This is a genomic window from Escherichia sp. HH41S, assembly GCF_009820115.1.
GTDB lineage: Bacteria > Pseudomonadota > Gammaproteobacteria > Enterobacterales > Enterobacteriaceae > Escherichia > Escherichia coli_F.
The window spans coordinates 57,946-76,568 of sequence record NZ_VNXE01000053.1 but is presented as its reverse complement, the minus strand read 5'-3'; the positions used below and the strand labels follow the sequence as shown (position 1 = coordinate 76,568).

13 protein-coding genes, 4 tRNA genes and 1 pseudogene are annotated in these 18,623 nt (G+C 52.4%); 12 read left to right on the top strand and 6 right to left on the bottom strand.

The window, feature by feature from the left end; all coding sequences use genetic code 11:
* The 11 genes from rffA to FQZ95_RS09155 all read left to right on the top strand — a co-directional run bounded on the left by rffA (nucleotide 1) and on the right by FQZ95_RS09155 (nucleotide 9,048).
* A complete protein-coding gene (gene rffA, locus FQZ95_RS09205; RefSeq protein WP_000612044.1) occupies nucleotides 1-1,131 on the top strand; it encodes a dTDP-4-amino-4,6-dideoxygalactose transaminase in 1,131 nt (376 codons plus the stop codon).
* Nucleotide 1,132: 1 nt separating this feature from the next.
* Complete coding sequence (gene wzxE, locus FQZ95_RS09200) at nucleotides 1,133-2,383, top strand: lipid III flippase WzxE (RefSeq protein ID WP_000050278.1); 1,251 nt, start codon at nucleotides 1,133-1,135, stop codon at nucleotides 2,381-2,383.
* Nucleotides 2,380-3,459 (top strand): TDP-N-acetylfucosamine:lipid II N-acetylfucosaminyltransferase, encoded by a 1,080-nt coding sequence (rffT, locus tag FQZ95_RS09195; RefSeq protein ID WP_160530122.1) that lies wholly within the window; start codon nucleotides 2,380-2,382, stop codon nucleotides 3,457-3,459. The genes wzxE and rffT overlap by 4 nt, the downstream gene beginning before the upstream one ends.
* Nucleotides 3,456-4,808: an ECA oligosaccharide polymerase gene (gene wzyE, locus FQZ95_RS09190; RefSeq protein ID WP_000055132.1), complete on the top strand. Its 1,353-nt coding sequence runs from the start codon at nucleotides 3,456-3,458 to the stop codon at nucleotides 4,806-4,808. Before rffT ends, wzyE begins: the two co-directional genes overlap by 4 nt.
* A 2-nt stretch (nucleotides 4,809-4,810) precedes the next feature.
* Nucleotides 4,811-5,551 (top strand): lipopolysaccharide N-acetylmannosaminouronosyltransferase, encoded by a 741-nt coding sequence (gene wecG, locus FQZ95_RS09185; RefSeq protein ID WP_160530121.1) that lies wholly within the window; start codon nucleotides 4,811-4,813, stop codon nucleotides 5,549-5,551.
* 190 nt (nucleotides 5,552-5,741) lie between these two features.
* On the top strand, nucleotides 5,742-7,127 hold the full coding sequence (thrP, locus tag FQZ95_RS09180; protein WP_160530120.1) for a bifunctional threonine/serine APC transporter ThrP: 1,386 nt from the start codon (nucleotides 5,742-5,744) through the stop codon (nucleotides 7,125-7,127).
* A 102-nt stretch (nucleotides 7,128-7,229) separates the two neighbouring features.
* A tRNA-Arg gene (locus FQZ95_RS09175) sits at nucleotides 7,230-7,306 on the top strand.
* A 58-nt stretch (nucleotides 7,307-7,364) separates the two neighbouring features.
* Nucleotides 7,365-7,440, top strand: a tRNA-His gene (locus tag FQZ95_RS09170).
* A gap of 20 nt (nucleotides 7,441-7,460) precedes the next feature.
* Nucleotides 7,461-7,547: transfer RNA gene (locus FQZ95_RS09165), tRNA-Leu, on the top strand.
* A 42-nt stretch (nucleotides 7,548-7,589) separates the two neighbouring features.
* A tRNA-Pro gene (locus FQZ95_RS09160) sits at nucleotides 7,590-7,666 on the top strand.
* 146 nt (nucleotides 7,667-7,812) lie between these two features.
* Nucleotides 7,813-9,048 carry an anaerobic sulfatase maturase gene (locus tag FQZ95_RS09155; RefSeq protein WP_160530119.1) on the top strand — a complete coding sequence of 412 codons (1,236 nt, stop codon included), beginning with the start codon at nucleotides 7,813-7,815 and terminating at the stop codon, nucleotides 9,046-9,048.
* Between the two features lie 174 nt (nucleotides 9,049-9,222).
* Here the strand turns inward: FQZ95_RS09155 and aslA are convergent, their stop codons facing one another.
* The 5 genes and pseudogenes from aslA to hemC form a co-directional block, all read right to left on the bottom strand.
* On the bottom strand, nucleotides 9,223-10,878 hold the full coding sequence (gene aslA / locus FQZ95_RS09150) for an arylsulfatase AslA (RefSeq protein WP_000395858.1): 1,656 nt from the start codon (nucleotides 10,876-10,878) through the stop codon (nucleotides 9,223-9,225).
* 678 nt (nucleotides 10,879-11,556) lie between these two features.
* Complete coding sequence (gene hemY / locus FQZ95_RS09145) at nucleotides 11,557-12,753, bottom strand: protoheme IX biogenesis protein HemY (RefSeq protein ID WP_160530118.1); 1,197 nt, start codon at nucleotides 12,751-12,753, stop codon at nucleotides 11,557-11,559.
* A gap of 2 nt (nucleotides 12,754-12,755) precedes the next feature.
* On the bottom strand, nucleotides 12,756-13,955 hold the full coding sequence (hemX, locus tag FQZ95_RS09140; protein ID WP_001604292.1) for a uroporphyrinogen-III C-methyltransferase: 1,200 nt from the start codon (nucleotides 13,953-13,955) through the stop codon (nucleotides 12,756-12,758).
* Nucleotides 13,956-13,976: 21 nt separating this feature from the next.
* Nucleotides 13,977-14,717: a uroporphyrinogen-III synthase gene (gene hemD / locus FQZ95_RS09135; RefSeq protein WP_000026079.1), complete on the bottom strand. Its 741-nt coding sequence runs from the start codon at nucleotides 14,715-14,717 to the stop codon at nucleotides 13,977-13,979.
* Nucleotides 14,714-15,505: pseudogene (hemC, locus tag FQZ95_RS09130) on the bottom strand (hydroxymethylbilane synthase); the annotation flags it as partial. The gene hemD and the pseudogene hemC, both read right to left, overlap by 4 nt.
* A gap of 201 nt (nucleotides 15,506-15,706) precedes the next feature.
* Between hemC and cyaA the strand changes: the two are divergent.
* Entirely contained in the window at nucleotides 15,707-18,253 is a 2,547-nt protein-coding gene (gene cyaA, locus FQZ95_RS09125) for a class I adenylate cyclase (RefSeq protein ID WP_000281697.1), read from the top strand.
* Nucleotides 18,254-18,292: 39 nt separating this feature from the next.
* Here the strand turns inward: cyaA and cyaY are convergent, their stop codons facing one another.
* Nucleotides 18,293-18,613 carry an iron donor protein CyaY gene (gene cyaY / locus FQZ95_RS09120; RefSeq protein WP_000999947.1) on the bottom strand — a complete coding sequence of 107 codons (321 nt, stop codon included), beginning with the start codon at nucleotides 18,611-18,613 and terminating at the stop codon, nucleotides 18,293-18,295.
* Between the last annotated feature and the right edge of the window lie 10 nt (nucleotides 18,614-18,623).

Below are 18,623 nucleotides of genomic sequence, written 5' to 3'. Positions count from 1 at the left end.
ATGATTCCATTTAACGCACCGCCGGTGGTGGGAACCGAACTCGACTATATGCAGTCGGCAATGGGTAGCGGCAAACTGTGTGGCGATGGCGGTTTTACCCGTCGCTGCCAGCAGTGGCTGGAGCAACGTTTTGGCAGCGCCAAAGTGTTACTGACACCATCCTGCACCGCTTCGCTGGAGATGGCGGCGCTGCTGCTCGATATCCAGCCTGGCGATGAAGTGATCATGCCGAGCTACACCTTTGTCTCCACCGCCAATGCCTTTGTGCTGCGTGGCGCAAAAATCGTTTTTGTGGATGTTCGCCCGGACACCATGAACATCGATGAAACGTTGATTGAAGCAGCGATCACCGACAAAACGCGCGTTATCGTGCCGGTTCATTACGCGGGTGTGGCCTGCGAAATGGACACCATTATGGCGTTGGCGAAAAAGCATAATCTGTTTGTGGTGGAAGATGCCGCTCAGGGCGTGATGTCCACTTATAAAGGGCGTGCGCTGGGAACCATTGGTCATATTGGCTGCTTTAGCTTCCATGAAACCAAAAACTACACGGCGGGCGGTGAAGGCGGCGCGACGCTGATTAACGATAAAGCGTTAATCGAACGAGCCGAGATCATCCGTGAAAAAGGCACAAACCGCAGCCAGTTCTTCCGTGGTCAGGTCGATAAATATACCTGGCGCGATATTGGCTCCAGCTATTTGATGTCCGATCTGCAAGCTGCGTACCTGTGGGCGCAACTGGAAGCAGCGGATCGTATCAATCAGCAACGTCTGGCGCTGTGGCAAAACTACTACGATGCGTTAGCACCTCTGGCGAAAGCCGGGCGTATCGAGCTGCCGTCGATTCCCGATGGCTGCGTGCAGAACGCGCATATGTTCTACATTAAACTGCGGGATATTGATGACCGGAGCGCGTTGATTAACTTTCTGAAAGAAGCGGAAATCATGGCGGTGTTCCATTACATTCCGCTGCACGGTTGCCCTGCGGGGGAACGCTTTGGTGAGTTCCACGGTGAAGATCGCTACACCACCAAAGAGAGCGAGCGCCTGCTGCGCCTGCCGCTGTTCTACAACCTGTCGCCCGTCAATCAGCGTACGGTAATTGCGACCTTGTTGAATTACTTCTCCTGATATGTCGTTGGCAAAAGCGTCCTTATGGACGGCGGCCAGTACACTGGTCAAGATTGGTGCAGGGTTACTGGTCGGTAAGTTGCTGGCGGTGTCATTTGGTCCGGCGGGGCTTGGGCTGGCGGCAAATTTCCGCCAGTTGATTACCGTGCTCGGCGTGCTTGCCGGGGCGGGCATCTTTAATGGCGTAACCAAATACGTTGCCCAGTACCATGATAATCCGCAGCAGCTGCGCCGCGTGGTCGGCACTTCATCAGCGATGGTGCTTGGTTTCTCTACGCTGATGGCGCTGGTTTTTGTGCTGGCGGCAGCGCCAATTAGCCAGGGATTGTTTGGTAATACCGACTATGTGGGGCTGGTGCGTTTAGTGGCGCTGGTGCAAATGGGGATCGCCTGGGGCAACCTGTTACTGGCGTTGATGAAAGGCTTTCGCGATGCCGCTGGTAATGCGTTATCGCTGATTGTCGGCAGCTTGATTGGCGTTATCGCTTATTATGTCAGTTACCGTTTGGGTGGTTATGAAGGGGCATTGCTGGGGCTGGCGCTGATTCCGGCGTTGGTGGTGATTCCTGCCGTCATCATGTTGATCAAACGTGGTGCCATCCCGTTAAGCTATCTGAAACCCAGTTGGGATAACGGCCTGGCAGGGCAGTTGAGCAAATTTACGCTCATGGCGTTGATTACGTCGGTGACCTTGCCCGTTGCGTACATTATGATGCGTAAACTGTTGGCGGCGCAGTATAGCTGGGATGAAGTGGGTATCTGGCAAGGGGTGAGCAGTATTTCCGATGCCTACCTGCAATTTATTACGGCATCGTTCAGCGTATATTTGCTGCCCACGTTGTCGCGGCTAACGGAAAAGCGCGATATCACCCGGGAAGTGGTTAAATCGCTGAAATTCGTCTTACCGGCGGTAGCTGTGGCGAGTTTTACCGTCTGGTTGCTGCGTGATTTTGCTATCTGGCTGCTGTTGTCGAATAAATTTACCGCTATGCGCGATCTCTTTGCCTGGCAGTTGGTGGGCGATGTATTAAAAGTGGGCGCTTATGTCTTTGGTTATCTGGTGATCGCCAAAGCGTCACTGCGGTTTTATATTCTGGCGGAAGTCAGCCAGTTCACTTTATTGATGGTATTTGCCCACTGGCTAATCCCTGCGCATGGCGCACTGGGCGCGGCGCAGGCCTATATGGCAACCTATATCGTCTATTTTTCTCTTTGTTGTGGCGTGTTTTTACTCTGGCGTAGGCGGGCATGACTGTACTGATTCACGTACTGGGATCGGATATCCCTCACCATAACCAAACCGTTCTGCAGTTTTTCAACGACGTGCTGGCCGCGACGAGCGAGAATGCGCGCGAGTTTATGGTTGTTGGCAAGGACGACGGCCTAATTGATAGCTGTCCGGCGCTTTCTGTGCAATTTTTCCCTGGGAAAAAATCGCTGGCGGAAGCGGTCATTGCGAAAGCAAAAGCTAACCGTCAGCAGCGATTTTTCTTCCACGGTCAGTTCAATCCCAAACTGTGGCTAGCTCTGCTGAGTGGTGGCATTAAGCCCAGCCAGTTTTACTGGCATATCTGGGGGGCAGACCTGTATGAGCTTTCCAGTGGCTTGAGATATAAGCTTTTTTATCCGCTGCGCCGTCTGGCGCAAAAGCGAGTCGGCTGTGTATTTGCCACCCGCGGTGATTTGAGTTTTTTTGCCAAAACGCATCCAAAGGTGCGGGGCGAACTGCTGTACTTCCCGACGCGGATGGACCCTTCTCTCAATACGATGGCGAACGATCGCCAACGTGAAGGGAAAATGACCATTCTGGTGGGGAACTCCGGTGACCGCAGCAATGAGCATGTCGCCGCCTTACGCGCCGTTCATCAGCAATTTGGCAATACGGTAAAAGTCGTGGTGCCGATGGGATATCCACCCAATAACGATGCATATATCAATGAAGTTCGCCAGGCGGGGCTGGCGTTATTCAGCGAAGAAAATCTGCAAGTTCTGAGCGAAAAACTGGAATTTGATGCCTATCTGGCGCTACTTCGTCAGTGCGATCTCGGTTACTTTATTTTTGCCCGCCAGCAGGGCATTGGTACGCTGTGCTTGCTGATTCAGGCGGGCATTCCTTGTGTGCTTAACCGGGAAAATCCGTTCTGGCAGGATATGACGGAACAGCATTTGCCGGTGCTGTTTACTACCGACGATCTCAACGAGGATATTGTGCGTGAAGCACAGCGCCAGCTGGCGTCGGTGGATAAAAACACCATTGCCTTCTTTAGCCCTAACTTTCTACAAGGCTGGCAGCGGGCGTTGGCGATTGCCGCCGGGGAGGTCGCATGAGTCTGCTGCAATTCAGTGGCCTGTTTGTTGTCTGGCTGCTCTGCACGCTGTTTATTGCCACGCTGACCTGGTTTGAGTTTCGCCGTGTGCGCTTTAACTTCAATGTCTTCTTTTCATTGCTGTTTTTGCTCACCTTTTTCTTCGGCTTCCCGCTGACCAGCGTGCTGGTATTTCGCTTTGATGTTGGTGTTGCGCCGCCAGAAATCTTGTTGCAGGCGTTGCTTTCTGCGGGCTGCTTCTACGCGGTTTACTATGTCACCTACAAAACCCGCCTACGCAAACGCGTTGCTGATGTACCGCGCCGTCCGCTGTTTACCATGAACCGCGTGGAGACCAATCTCACGTGGGTGATCCTGATGGGCATTGCGTTGGTAAGCGTCGGCATCTTCTTCATGCACAACGGCTTTTTGCTGTTCCGGCTTAATTCTTACAGTCAGATCTTTTCCAGCGAAGTCTCCGGCGTGGCATTAAAACGCTTCTTTTACTTTTTCATCCCGGCGATGCTGGTGGTTTATTTTCTGCGCCAGGACAGCAAAGCGTGGCTGTTTTTCCTCGTCAGCACGGTCGCCTTTGGCTTGCTGACTTACATGATTGTCGGCGGCACTCGCGCCAATATTATCATCGCATTTGCTATCTTCCTGTTTATTGGCATTATTCGCGGCTGGATTTCGTTGTGGATGCTGGCGGCGGCGGGCGTGCTGGGGATTGTGGGCATGTTCTGGCTGGCGCTAAAACGCTATGGAATGAATGTGAGCGGCGATGAAGCGTTCTATACGTTTCTCTATCTCACCCGCGATACCTTTTCGCCGTGGGAGAATCTGGCATTGCTGTTGCAGAACTACGACAACATCGACTTCCAGGGCCTGGCTCCCATTGTCCGCGATTTCTATGTCTTTATCCCTTCCTGGCTGTGGCCGGGTCGCCCGAGTATGGTACTGAACTCCGCCAACTACTTTACCTGGGAAGTGCTGAATAACCACTCCGGGCTGGCGATCTCGCCTACGCTTATAGGCTCACTGGTTGTTATGGGCGGCGCGTTGTTCATCCCGCTCGGGGCGATTGTGGTTGGACTGATCATCAAATGGTTCGACTGGCTGTATGAACTGGGCAATCGCGAAACTAATCGCTATAAGGCTGCGATATTGCACAGTTTCTGCTTCGGGGCGATCTTCAATATGATCGTGCTGGCGCGTGAAGGGCTGGATTCGTTTGTCTCACGCGTAGTCTTTTTTATCGTGGTCTTCGGCGCATGTCTGATGATCGCAAAACTGTTGTACTGGCTTTTTGAAAGCGCCGGACTCATTCATAAACGTACAAAATCATCGCTCCGGACGCAGGTTGAAGGATAACAATGAATAACAACACCACAGCACCGACCTATACGCTGCGTGGCTTACAGTTGATTGGTTGGCGTGATATGCAGCACGCCCTCGATTATCTGTTTGCTGACGGGCAGCTTAAGCAGGGAACGCTGGTTGCCATTAATGCCGAAAAAATGCTGACCATTGAAGATAACGCCGAGGTCAGGGAGTTAATTAATGCTGCCGAATTTAAATATGCTGATGGCATCAGCGTTGTACGTTCAGTACGTAAAAAGTACCCGCAGGCGCAGGTTTCCCGCGTTGCCGGGGCCGATCTCTGGGAAGAGCTGATGGCGCGCGCAGGCAAAGAAGGGACGCCGATATTTCTTGTGGGCGGTAAACCTGAAGTGCTGGCGCAAACTGAAGCTAAACTGCGCAATCAGTGGAATGTGAATATCGTTGGCAGTCAGGATGGTTATTTTAAACCCGAGCAGCGTCAGGCGCTGTTTGAACGCATTCATGCCAGCGGAGCGCAAATCGTCACCGTTGCGATGGGATCGCCAAAGCAGGAGATCTTCATGCGCGACTGCCGTCTGGTGCATCCGGATGCGCTGTATATGGGCGTTGGCGGGACTTACGATGTTTTCACCGGTCACGTGAAACGCGCACCGAAAATCTGGCAAACGCTGGGGCTGGAGTGGCTCTACCGCCTGCTTTCGCAGCCGAGCCGCATTAAGCGTCAGCTTCGTTTGCTGCGTTATTTACGCTGGCATTACACCGGCAACCTCTGATTTTCCTCTCTCTGTAAAGCGACGGAGTGGTCACTTCGTCGCCTGCCTGTCTTTTTATTACACAAATCATTCAAATTTTTAATGCTTTATTTGCCATTTCTCCTGAATTACGAAAACATTCGCAACACTCGATGTACCCATAACGATAACCGGTAACACCGGAAAGCATGCAAACACAACACGAGGATTTATGGCAGATAACAAACCAGAGCTACAGCGTGGGCTGGAAGCTCGACATATCGAACTCATCGCCCTGGGGGGCACCATTGGCGTCGGCCTGTTTATGGGGGCCGCCAGTACCCTGAAATGGGCCGGGCCATCCGTATTGTTGGCCTATATCATCGCCGGGCTGTTCGTCTTTTTCATTATGCGCTCAATGGGCGAAATGTTGTTCCTCGAACCGGTTACCGGTTCGTTCGCCGTTTACGCGCACCGTTATATGAGCCCGTTCTTTGGCTATCTCACCGCCTGGTCTTACTGGTTTATGTGGATGGCGGTGGGGATCTCAGAAATCACCGCCATTGGCGTTTATGTCCAGTTCTGGTTCCCGGAGATGGCGCAGTGGATACCCGCATTGATCGCGGTGGCGCTGGTGGCGCTGGCGAATCTGGCGGCAGTGCGGTTGTACGGCGAAATCGAGTTCTGGTTCGCGATGATCAAAGTCACCACGATTATCGTGATGATTGTTATTGGCCTGGGCGTGATTTTCTTTGGCTTTGGCAATGGCGGGCAGTCGATTGGTTTTAGCAATCTCACAGAGCATGGCGGTTTCTTTGCGGGTGGCTGGAAAGGGTTCCTGACCGCATTGTGTATCGTGGTGGCGTCTTACCAGGGCGTGGAGCTGATTGGCATTACGGCCGGTGAAGCGAAGAATCCGCAGGTGACGCTGCGCAGTGCCGTAGGCAAAGTGCTGTGGCGAATCCTGATTTTCTACGTAGGCGCGATTTTCGTTATCGTTACTATCTTCCCGTGGAATGAAATTGGCAGCAACGGCAGCCCGTTCGTACTGACTTTCGCCAAAATCGGTATTACCGCAGCAGCGGGTATTATCAACTTTGTGGTGCTGACGGCTGCGCTCTCTGGCTGTAACAGCGGCATGTACAGTTGCGGACGTATGCTCTACGCGCTGGCGAAAAACCGTCAGTTACCGGCGGCGATGGCGAAAGTTTCCCGTCAAGGTGTTCCGGTTGCAGGCGTGGCGGTATCAATTGCTATTCTGTTAATTGGCTCATGCCTGAACTATATCATTCCCAATCCACAGCGTGTGTTTGTCTATGTCTACAGTGCCAGCGTGCTTCCGGGGATGGTGCCATGGTTTGTGATTTTGATAAGCCAGTTGCGTTTTCGTCGAGCGCACAAAGCGGCGATTGCCAGCCATCCGTTCCGCTCAATCCTGTTCCCGTGGGCCAACTACGTAACAATGGCATTCCTGATTTGCGTTTTGATCGGCATGTACTTTAATGAAGATACGCGTATGTCGCTGTTTGTCGGCATCATCTTTATGCTGACGGTGACGGCGATTTATAAAGTTTTTGGGCTTAATCGCCACGGTAAAGCGCATAAACTGGAGGAATAAGCAGCAAAACGCACAAACCGTAACCAAACGCGCAATTTATTTAAAAAGGGACTAGACAGAGGGGTGGGAAGTCCGTATTATCCACCCCCGCAACGGCGCTAAGCGCCCGTAGCTCAGCTGGATAGAGCGCTGCCCTCCGGAGGCAGAGGTCTCAGGTTCGAATCCTGTCGGGCGCGCCATTTAGTCCCGGCGCTTGAGCTGCGGTGGTAGTAATACCGCGTAACAAGATTTGTAGTGGTGGCTATAGCTCAGTTGGTAGAGCCCTGGATTGTGATTCCAGTTGTCGTGGGTTCGAATCCCATTAGCCACCCCATTATTAGAAGTTGTGACAATGCGAAGGTGGCGGAATTGGTAGACGCGCTAGCTTCAGGTGTTAGTGTCCTTACGGACGTGGGGGTTCAAGTCCCCCCCCTCGCACCACGACTTTAAAGAATTGAACTAAAAATTCAAAAAGCAGTATTTCGGCGAGTAGCGCAGCTTGGTAGCGCAACTGGTTTGGGACCAGTGGGTCGGAGGTTCGAATCCTCTCTCGCCGACCAATTTTGAACCCCGCTTCGGCGGGGTTTTTTGTTTTCTGTGCATTTCATCACTCTCCCTTCGCAATAAACGCCCGTAATCACTCATTGCTACACGGTATGATTTCGCCCTTAACGTATTGAAGGATGACTTCAGGCAAGGAGCGACCATGCTGCAACAGGTTCCAACGCGTGCTTTTCATGTGATGGCGAAACCAAGCGGTTCCGATTGTAATCTGAACTGTGACTACTGTTTTTATCTCGAAAAACAATCCCTTTACCGCGAAAAGCCAGTTGCGCATATGGACGATGACACGCTGGAAGCGTATGTGCGTCACTATATCGCTGCCAGCGAACCCCAAAACGAAGTGGCTTTTGCCTGGCAGGGCGGCGAACCAACGTTACTCGGGCTGGATTTTTACCGCCGTGCCGTGGCGCTACAGGCGAAATATGGTGCTGACAGGAAGATAAGTAACAGCTTTCAGACTAACGGTGTGCTGCTCGATGATGAATGGTGTGCATTTCTGGCAGAAAATCATTTTCTTGTTGGGTTATCGCTGGACGGTCCGGCTGAGATCCACAATCAATATCGCGTGACCAAAGGTGGCAGACCAACGCATAAGCTGGTGATGCGTGCCCTGACGCTCCTGCAAAAACATCATGTCGACTATAACGTGCTGGTCTGTGTCAACCGCACCAGCGCGCAGCAACCGTTACAGGTTTATGATTTTTTGTGCAATGCAGGCGTGGAGTTCATCCAGTTTATTCCGGTGGTGGAGCGCCTGGCTGATGAAACGGCTGTTCATGCTGGACTTAAGCTACATGCTCCCGGCGATATTCAGGGCGAACTGACGGAATGGTCGGTACGCCCCGATGAGTTCGGTGAGTTTTTGGTGGCGATATTCGACCACTGGATCAAACGCGACGTCGGCAAGATTTTCGTGATGAATATCGAATGGGCGTTTGCCAATTTTATCGGTGCGCCGGGTGCGGTTTGCCATCATCAGCCGACCTGTGGACGCTCGGTGATTGTTGAGCACAACGGCGACGTTTACGCCTGCGATCACTATGTTTATCCGCAATATCGACTGGGGAATATGCTTCAGCAAACAATTGCAGAAATGGTAGATTCCCCGCAGCAGCAGGTGTTTGGAGAAGATAAATTTAAGCAGTTACCGGCGCAGTGTCGCAGTTGTAACGTGTTGAAAGCGTGCTGGGGAGGTTGTCCGAAACACCGCTTTATGCTCGATGCCAGCGGCAAACCGGGGCTGAATTATTTGTGTGCCGGGTATCAGCGTTATTTCCGCCATCTACCGCCATATCTTAAAGCAATGGCTGATTTGCTGGCGCACGGTCGTCCGGCCAGCGACATTATGCAGGCGCATTTGATGGTGGTGAATAAGTAAAAAAGCAGCCATTTTGTGACCGCCTGCGGTTGATTGCCGGATGCGATGCTGACGCATCTTATCCGGCCTACAGGACGCTGCAATTTATTGAATTTGCAAGGCTTGTAGGCCGGATAAGGCGTTCACGCCGCATCCGGCAAGGTCAGTGTGGCCCGATGTAGCGATAGCGCCGGCTTAATCAGATTTAATCTGCGCGCGCGGCGGATATTTTTTCAGGATCTCCATATACGCGTGCATTTCGGTCTGTAGCGGTACACCCATTGGGATATGGCGCACGCCGATAGAGTCGCTTTCCTGCGGATCGGTGTACAGGTTAAATACCGATGATCCCGCCGTTTGCATTACCGTGCCGGTGAATCCACCCTGATATCCGCTCTGGGTATACGCGTACGGTTGCTGGATCAGGACGTGATACTTGAATTCATCCATACGCACAGCAGAAAGTTTGCCATTGAGGAAGTAGTGCTCGGCCTTACGGTTAGACTGACCATTTGTTCCCAGGAAGAAAGATGTCTGGTCCACACCATCAATAAAGGTGGTTTTCGGCACTAAATTCGCCACTTTCGCTCCAGGATGTCCTGCCAGATCCAGCGCCGTAGGGAAGAGATCCGCCAGATCGACAATACCGTCAGATTTACGCGGTTGGATCATCCCTTTCCAGTAAACGAAGGTTGGCACACGAACGCCGCCTTCCCATGTAGAACCTTTCGCACCGCGGAACGGCGTGCGACCGTGCGGCGGAACTTCGGCTTCCGGACCGTTATCAGAGGTGAACACAATCAGCGTGTTATCAAGCTGACCGTTTTTCTCCAGTGCTTTATACAGATTGGCGAAGATATCGTTCATCTCCACCATGCAGTCGCCGTAAGAGGTGCGCGCCGGAGAGCTACCCGCATATTTCGCATTTGGGTAGTTATCGAAGTGACAGCCGCGAGTGCCGTAGTAGAGGAAGAAAGGCTTATCGCTCTTCGCCATCTTGTCTAGGAACTTAACGCCATATTCCATCCAGCGTTGGTCCAGGTCTTCCATATATTTCGGCGTAATGTCGGCAATGGCTTCCTGTTCACCGCCGCGCACGGCATGAACGTCATCTTTGCTGAACGGCAGTTTTTGGATGTATTCAGAACGATCCGGGCTCAGGGCGACTTCCGGGTTGACGTGAACATCACGCCATTCGGTATACATATCGGATACCGAGTTAAAGCCGCGGAAATCATCAAAGCCAACGTTCTGCGGCTGCGACTCTTTGTTTTCCCCCATATGCCATTTCCCGATGGCCTGGGTGACGTAGCCCTGATCGTGCAGCAACTGCGGCAGAGTGGTTAACCCTTGCAGACCGCCCGGTTGCCCGTACATTGGCGGCATCAGAATGCCGTGGTGGATGGAGTATTGTCCGGTGAGAATCGTGGCGCGGGTTGGGGAAGAACTCGGTTGAGAATACGCCGAAGTTAAAATCAGCCCCTGGCTGGCAACGGCGTCGATATCTGGTGTAGGGTTACCCACCGCCACGCCGCCGCCGTTAAAGCCAACGTCCATCCAGCCCACATCATCCAGCAAGAAAACAACCACGTTCGGTTTCTTACCGGTCTTTTTCTCTAATTCCGCCAGCTTCTGCTGGGTTTCTTTGTCTTGTGCAGGATGCTGCATCACCGGCATCATGTTGTCGGCAATAGTGGTCGCCGGTTTAACCAGATACTGGTTTGGGTGATCGTATCCGGCAAAGCCTTTGCGTGCGGTGGCGGTTGACGGGGTATCTGCTGCGCTGGCCATGAGTGGAAGAGCGGCGGCGACAGCCACAACAAGAAGTTTGGGTGAAAACGAAAATTCCATGCAAAATGCTCCGGTTTCATGTCGTCAAAATGTTGACGTAATTAAGCATTGATAATTGAGATCCCTCTCCCTGACAGGATGATTGCATAAATAATAGTGATGAAAATAAATTATTTATTTATCCAGATAATGAATTTGAAAATCAGGAGAGCGTTTTCAATCCTACCTCTGGCGCAGGTGATATGTAAGGCGGTGATGTTATATCGCGTTGATTATTGATGCTGTTTTTAGTTTTAATGGCAATTAATATATATATTATTAATTGAATGACTTTTATTATTCATTATATATATGTGTAGAATCGTGCGCAGGAGAAATATTCACTCAGGAAGTTATTACTCAGGAAGCAAAGAGGATTACAGAATTATCTCATAACAAGTGTTAAGGGATGTTATTTCCCGGTTCTCTGTGGCATACTAAACGAGTAGATGCTCATTCCATCTCTTATGTTCGCCTTAGTGCCTCATAAACTCCGGAATGACGCAGAGCCGTTTACGGTGCTTATCGTCCACTGACAGATGTCGCTTATGCCTCATCAGACACCATGGACACAACGTTGAGTGAAGCACCCACTTGTTGTCATACAGACCTGTTTTAACGCCTGCTCCGTAATAAGAGCAGGCGTTTTTTTATATATCAGAAAGGCCCCGGAAGTGCTTGCCTCCGGGTGAGAAAGAGCTACTGTGGCGGGTTGTTCTGCAACGTCAGCATCAAGCCATCGCGACGCATCGCTGCGGCTTCTTCCGGCTTGTGCAGTCTGTCCAGCGCGTCGGCAAGCCATGCGTAATCGTAGGCGTCCGGACGTTGTTTCAGCGCCGCGCGGAAGGCGAGCGATGCTTCCTGCCATTCGCCGTGCTTCATCAGCGACTGACCCAGTGTGCTCCACAACAACGGGCGATCGCCCACGTTTTTGAGCTGTTGGCGCAGCACTTTTTCCAGCTGTTCCGGGTTATTGGTTTTCAGACGCGGGATCGGCAGCAGCAGGCGATCGTCATACTGGCGTTTCAGGCCGTCGATGATAATTTGCTGGGCAGTATCATGATCGTCACATTCAATAAGATGTTCCGCCATTGCCACCTGTAACGCCACCTGATGACGCGTTTTCCGGCTTTGGTTTTTCCACCAGTTACGCAAACCTTCGCTACCGTTATCGGCACGCGCCTGATCCATCAGGCCAATCCATGCCTGTTGTTCCAGCATTGCACGATGCTCTTCATCGCCAACGTGGGCTTTTGCCATTGATGGGATGATATCCAGCAGCGAACTCCATGCACCAGTGCGAATATACGCCTGTTCCGCCAGACGTAATACTTCCGGATGGCGTGGCGTAACTTCCAGCAGCTTATCAACGCCGTGACGTGCTGCATGGTTTTCATTACGGGCCAGTTGCAGACGTACACGGGTGATTTCTACCGGAATTGTGTCGTTGCCGGCCAGCTCCGCTGCGCGTTCCAGATGTTGGTTGGCGCGCGCTTCATCACCACGTTGCTGTGCGGCTTCGGCGGCCAAAAGATAGTTCACCACCGGTTGTTCAGCGTGATCGGCATTTTTCGCCATCAGCTTTTCAACTTGCTGATAATCGCCTTCCGCTAGTTTCAGCAGCGCCTGTTCGGTCTGCTTACGGGCACGGCGACGCTTACGTCCGACAAACCACCCACGGGTGTGTGCGCCTGTGCGGAAGATCCGCCGCAGTAGCCACTCAATGGCAAACAGCACAACCATCGCCAGAATCAAAATGATCGCCAGGCCAGTAACGCTGGTTTCGATATTGTAGGTATCGGTCTGGATCAGCACGTAACCCTGATGACCGGCAATCATCGGGCCGACCACGATCCCCGCAATCAGCAACACAAAGAGCAATAACACTTTTAGCATGGTTATTCTCCTTGCGGCGCGGCTGCCGGAGTATCAGCTTGCGGTGCAGGTGCAGGTGCAGGTGCAGGTGCAGGTTTAGCTTCCGTTGTCCCCGCTGCCGGTTGTGCCAGCAGGTTACGCACGCGAGTCTGCATCAGTTTTTCCAGCATCGCCTGGCTTTGCAGGGTTTCCGGGAGATCCATCGAGATATTTTGCTGACTTAGCTGATCCACCTCGTCGAGGAACGCTTTGGTGGTGGCATCATCAGTATCGTAATAAGCACGAACCCAGGTGGAGACGTTCTCCAGCGCCTGGCGGTAAGTCTCTTCCTGATGACGCGGTACGGCTTGTGCCGCGACCAGCAGGCGGGAGCGAATATTTTCGCGCAGATAGATATCCTGATTCGGTGCTAACAGTGGTACGGCGGTGTCATCACGACGGCGAATCGTAATGAAGTTGTCCATAAAGTTCTGCCAGCTTTTTTGTAGATTGATACGCCATTCGCTGAGGGAACTGGAAAGCTCTTCACCGTCGGAATCCATTGGTGAACCATCGCTGTCATTATCGGCCAGACGCAGGTTATCTACCTGATTAGAAAGCTGGTTCAGCTTAAGGATGATGCCGTCATAATCCACCTGCGATACCGCAGAAAGGCTGGCGATATCATCGGTAATTGCCCGACGAACGGTAATCAGACTCGGGTCATTCATATCCGCCAGGCTGGCATCTGCACTTTTCAGCAACGCTGCAGCGGTCGTGACGTCCTGATCGCTCCACAGCTTCCTTCCGGCGAGTTTCACCAGGAAATCAGCCTGAGCCAGCAGCCAGGTTTTAGCATCGCTGCCGGAAATAGTCGCGACCTTTTGTTGGACTTCATCCAGCTGTTTTGCCAGCGTTTCTTGCTGACGATTCGCTTGCTCAAGCTGTACAGCTTGTTGCTTGATAATGCCTTCCAGCTCGGCTTTTTGGCTCTCCTGGGCTTTTTGCAGTGCCGTAAGTTGGTTAGCCAGGGCATCGCTGGTGGCAGTCTGATTGACGGCCTGTTGTTTACCCCAGCCATACAAACCGACGCCCGCCGCCAGAGCAATAGCGATAGCCACCGCGCTGAGAATCAATGCGGTGTTGTTCTTGCTCTTTTTTTCTGTTGCGACAGGTTGTGACGTGGTGTCCACGGCCTCCCTGGTCTCTTCAACCACGGCGGAGGTTTTTTCTTGTTCCGTCATTATGGCTTCCTGTTATGAGAGTTATTGTAATGCCCGTAAAAGCGCATCGTTGTCAGCGTTATCGGCGACCTTAATGTCTTGCCAGCCCAGTTCCCGGGCGAGTTTCGCCAAACGCTCACTGACGACCAATAGTCGACAGCGTAGTAACCAGTGCTCACGATACCATTGTGGGATCAGCGACCAGAGTTGCTGCAACATTTCACCGCTGGTAACAACGACCGTCGTCACCTCGCGGGATTGCCAGCGCATCGCTTCTTCTGCACCATCGTAATGGATTGCGCATCGTTGATAACATTCACAAAAAGTGACCTCAGCACCGCGCGCCGTCAGGGTATCCCCAATTAGCTCACGACCGCCATTGCCACGTAATATCAGCGCACGTTTGCCCGCAATATTTTGTAATTCAGGTAATTGTAGCAAGACTTCGCTGATTTCCCGATCCTGCGGGTAGAGAATCTTCTGTCCGCTTACGGTATGTAGCGCCAATGCGGTGGTCCGTCCAATGGCAAAATAAGTGGGTAGGTGGGGCCATTTACGCTCTTGCTGATGCAGCTGTGATTGGGCAAAAGCAACCGCGTGTTGCGAGAGGGCAAACAGCAGATCGCTCTCACCCAGCGCTGCCAGTTGATCGGCAAGTTGTGGTAATTGCCGACCTGGGGAAAACTCAATCAGCGGAAAATGCCAGGCCACCTGCCCCAGTGTGCGCAGACGGCTCACTAACTCTTCTCCAGCGGGAGACGGGCGGGTGACCAGGATACTCATGCCGGGGCGTCTCCGTTATAGACTTCAGCAAGGATCTCGCGTGCGCCGTTATTCAGTAGCTCCTCTGCCAGCGAAATCCCCATTTGTTCGGCATCCTGCGGCGCACCGCGGCGTTCACCGCGAATAATCTGCGAACCGTCCGGCGCGCCGACCAACGCACGCAGCCAGATTTCGCCATCAATAAGCTCGGCGTAGCTACCAATTGGCACCTGACATCCGCCTTCGAGACGGGTATTCATGGCGCGTTCGGCGGTAACGCGCAGTGCAGTTTCGTGGTGATTGAGTGCGGCAAGCAGCTCGCGAGTGCGTGTATCATCAAGGCGGCATTCAATACCTACCGCACCTTGCCCTACTGCCGGAAGAGAAATCTCGGGTGGCAGTGCGGCGCGAATGCGTGACTCCAGACCTAAACGTTTTAGTCCGGCTACGGCAAGAATGATGGCATCGTATTCGCCGTTATCCAGTTTGCTCAGGCGAGTGCCGACGTTGCCGCGCAGGGAGCGGATAATCAGGTCCGGGCGGCGTTCAGCCAGTTGGCACTGGCGACGTAAACTGGACGTCCCGACGATACTGCCTGCCGGTAACGCATCCAGACTGTCATAGTTATTGGACACAAAGGCATCGCGAGGATCTTCGCGCTCGCAAATGGTGACCAGCCCCAGACCTTGCGGGAATTCAACCGGCACATCTTTCATTGAATGTACGGCGATATCGGCGCGATTCTCCAGGAGCGCGACTTCCAGCTCTTTTACAAATAAGCCTTTTCCGCCTACTTTCGCCAGCGGCGTAGCGCATCTTTCTTTACGGTCAATCAGCAAGGTGTTAAATTGATCACGTTTTAGACCATTTTTTCGTCGTGAAACTAAAAAAACCAGGCGCGAAAAGTGGTAACGGTTACCTTTGACATACGAAATATCCCGAATGCCGCGTGTTACCGTTGATGTTGGCGGAATCACAGTCATGACGGGTAGCAAATCAGGCGATACGTCTTGTACCTCTATATTGAGACTCTGAAACAGAGACTGGATGCCATAAATCAATTGCGTGTGGATCGCGCGCTTGCTGCTATGGGGCCTGCATTCCAACAGGTCTACAGTCTACTGCCGACATTGTTGCACTATCACCATCCGCTAATGCCGGGTTACCTTGATGGTAACGTTCCCAAAGGCATTTGCCTTTACACGCCTGATGAAACTCAACGCCACTACCTGAACGAGCTTGAACTGTATCGTGGAATGTCAGTACAGGATCCGCCGAAAGGTGAGCTTCCAATTACTGGTGTATACACCATGGGCAGCACCTCGTCCGTAGGGCAAAGTTGTTCCTCTGACCTGGATATCTGGGTCTGTCATCAATCCTGGCTTGATAGTGAAGAGCGCCAGTTACTACAACGTAAATGCAGCCTGCTGGAAAGCTGGGCCGCCTCGCTGGGCGTGGAAGTTAGCTTCTTCCTGATTGATGAAAACCGTTTCCGACATAATGAAAGCGGCAGTCTTGGGGGCGAAGATTGTGGCTCCACCCAGCATATACTGCTGCTTGACGAATTTTATCGCACTGCCGTGCGTCTCGCGGGTAAGCGTATTCTGTGGAATATGGTGCCGTGCGACGAAGAAGAGCATTACGACGACTACGTGATGACGCTCTATGCGCAGGGTGTGCTCACGCCTAATGAATGGCTGGATCTCGGTGGCTTAAGCTCGCTTTCTGCTGAAGAGTATTTTGGTGCCAGCCTTTGGCAGCTCTATAAGAGTATCGATTCTCCCTACAAAGCGGTGCTGAAAACACTGCTGCTGGAAGCCTATTCCTGGGAATACCCAAACCCACGTCTGCTGGCGAAAGATATCAAACAGCGTTTGCACGACGGCGAGATTGTATCGTTTGGTCTCGATCCGTACTGCATGATGCTGGAGCGTGTTACTGAATACCTGACGGCGATTGAAGACTTCACCCGTCTGGATTTAGTGCGTCGCTGCTTCTATTTAAAAGTGTGCGAAAAACTCAGCCGTGAACGCGCCTGTGTAGGCTGGCGTCGTGAAGTGCTAACCCAGTTAGTGAAAGAGTGGGAATGGGACGATGGTCGTCTGGCAATGCTCGATAACCGCGCTAACTGGAAGATTGATCAGGTGCGTGAGGCGCACAACGAGCTGCTCGATGCAATGATGCAGAGCTACCGTAATCTGATCCGCTTTGCGCGTCGCAATAACCTTAGCGTCTCCGCCAGCCCACAGGATATCGGTGTTCTGACGCGTAAACTGTACGCCGCGTTTGAAGCATTGCCAGGTAAAGTGACGCTGGTAAACCCGCAGATTTCGCCCGATCTCTCGGAACCGAATCTGACCTTTATTTATGTGCCGCCGGGCCGGGCTAACCGTTCAGGTTGGTATCTGTATAACCGCGCGCCAAATATTGAGTCGATCATCAGCCATCAGCCGCTGGAATATAACCGTTACCTGAATAAACTGGTGGCGTGGGCATGGTTTAACGGCCTGCTGACCTCGCGCACCCGCTTGTATATTAAAGGCAACGGCATTGTCGATTTGCCTAAGTTGCAGGAGATGGTCGCCGATGTGTCGCACCATTTCCCGCTGCGCCTGCCTGCACCGACGCCAAAAGCGCTCTACAGCCCGTGTGAAATTCGCCATCTGGCGATTATCGTTAACCTGGAATATGACCCGACAGCTGCGTTCCGCAATCAGGTGGTGCATTTTGATTTCCGTAAGCTGGACGTCTTCAGCTTTGGCGAAAATCAAAATTGCCTGGTAGGTAGCGTTGACCTGCTGTACCGCAACTCGTGGAACGAAGTGCGTACGCTGCACTTCAACGGCGAGCAGTCGATGATCGAAGCCCTGAAAACCATTCTCGGTAAAATGCATCAGGACGCCGCACCGCCAGATAGCGTGGAAGTCTTCTGCTACAGCCAGCATCTGCGTGGCTTAATCCGTACTCGCGTGCAGCAACTGGTTTCTGAGTGTATTGAACTGCGTCTTTCCAGCACCCGTCAGGAAACAGGGCGCTTCAAGGCGCTGCGCGTTTCTGGTCAAACCTGGGGGTTGTTCTTCGAACGGCTGAATGTATCGGTACAGAAACTGGAAAATGCCATCGAGTTTTATGGCGCTATTTCGCATAACAAACTGCACGGCCTGTCAGTGCAGGTTGAAACCAATCACGTCAAATTACCGGCGGTGGTGGACGGCTTTGCCAGCGAAGGGATCATCCAGTTCTTCTTCGAAGAAACGCAAGACGAGAATGGCTTTAATATCTACATTCTCGACGAAAGCAACCGGGTTGAGGTGTATCACCACTGCGAAGGCAGCAAAGAGGAGCTGGTGCGTGACGTCAGTCGCTTCTACTCGTCATCGCACGACCGTTTTACCTACGGCTCAAGCTTCATCAACTTCAACCTGCCGCAGTTCTATCAAATTGTGAAGGTTGATGGTCGTGAACAGGTGATTCCGTTCCGCACCAAATCTATCGGCAACATGCCGCCTGCCAATCAGGATCACGACACGCCGCTATTACAGCAGTATTTTTCGTGATGAGCGTGCCGGAAAGCGAGGCTTATCCGGCATGCAATCTTAGCGGAAACTGACTGTTTCACCCGCTTGCTGCGTTGCCGCCTGTTCCAGCAAATCCCAGAAGGTTTCGCCGCTACGGTCGCAAATCCATTCGTCGCCTTTCAGGTCAAAATGGTAGCCACCCTGTTTGGTCGCCAGCCATACCTGGTGCAGCGGTTCCTGGCGGTTAATAATGATTTTGCTGCCATTTTCAAAGGTAATGGTCAGCACACCGCCGTTGATTTCGCAGTCGATATCGCTGTCGCCATCCCAGTCATCCAGACGCTCTTCAATGGTCAGCCAGAGTTGATCAGCCAGGCGATGAAATTCACTGTCGTTCATTGTTGTTTCC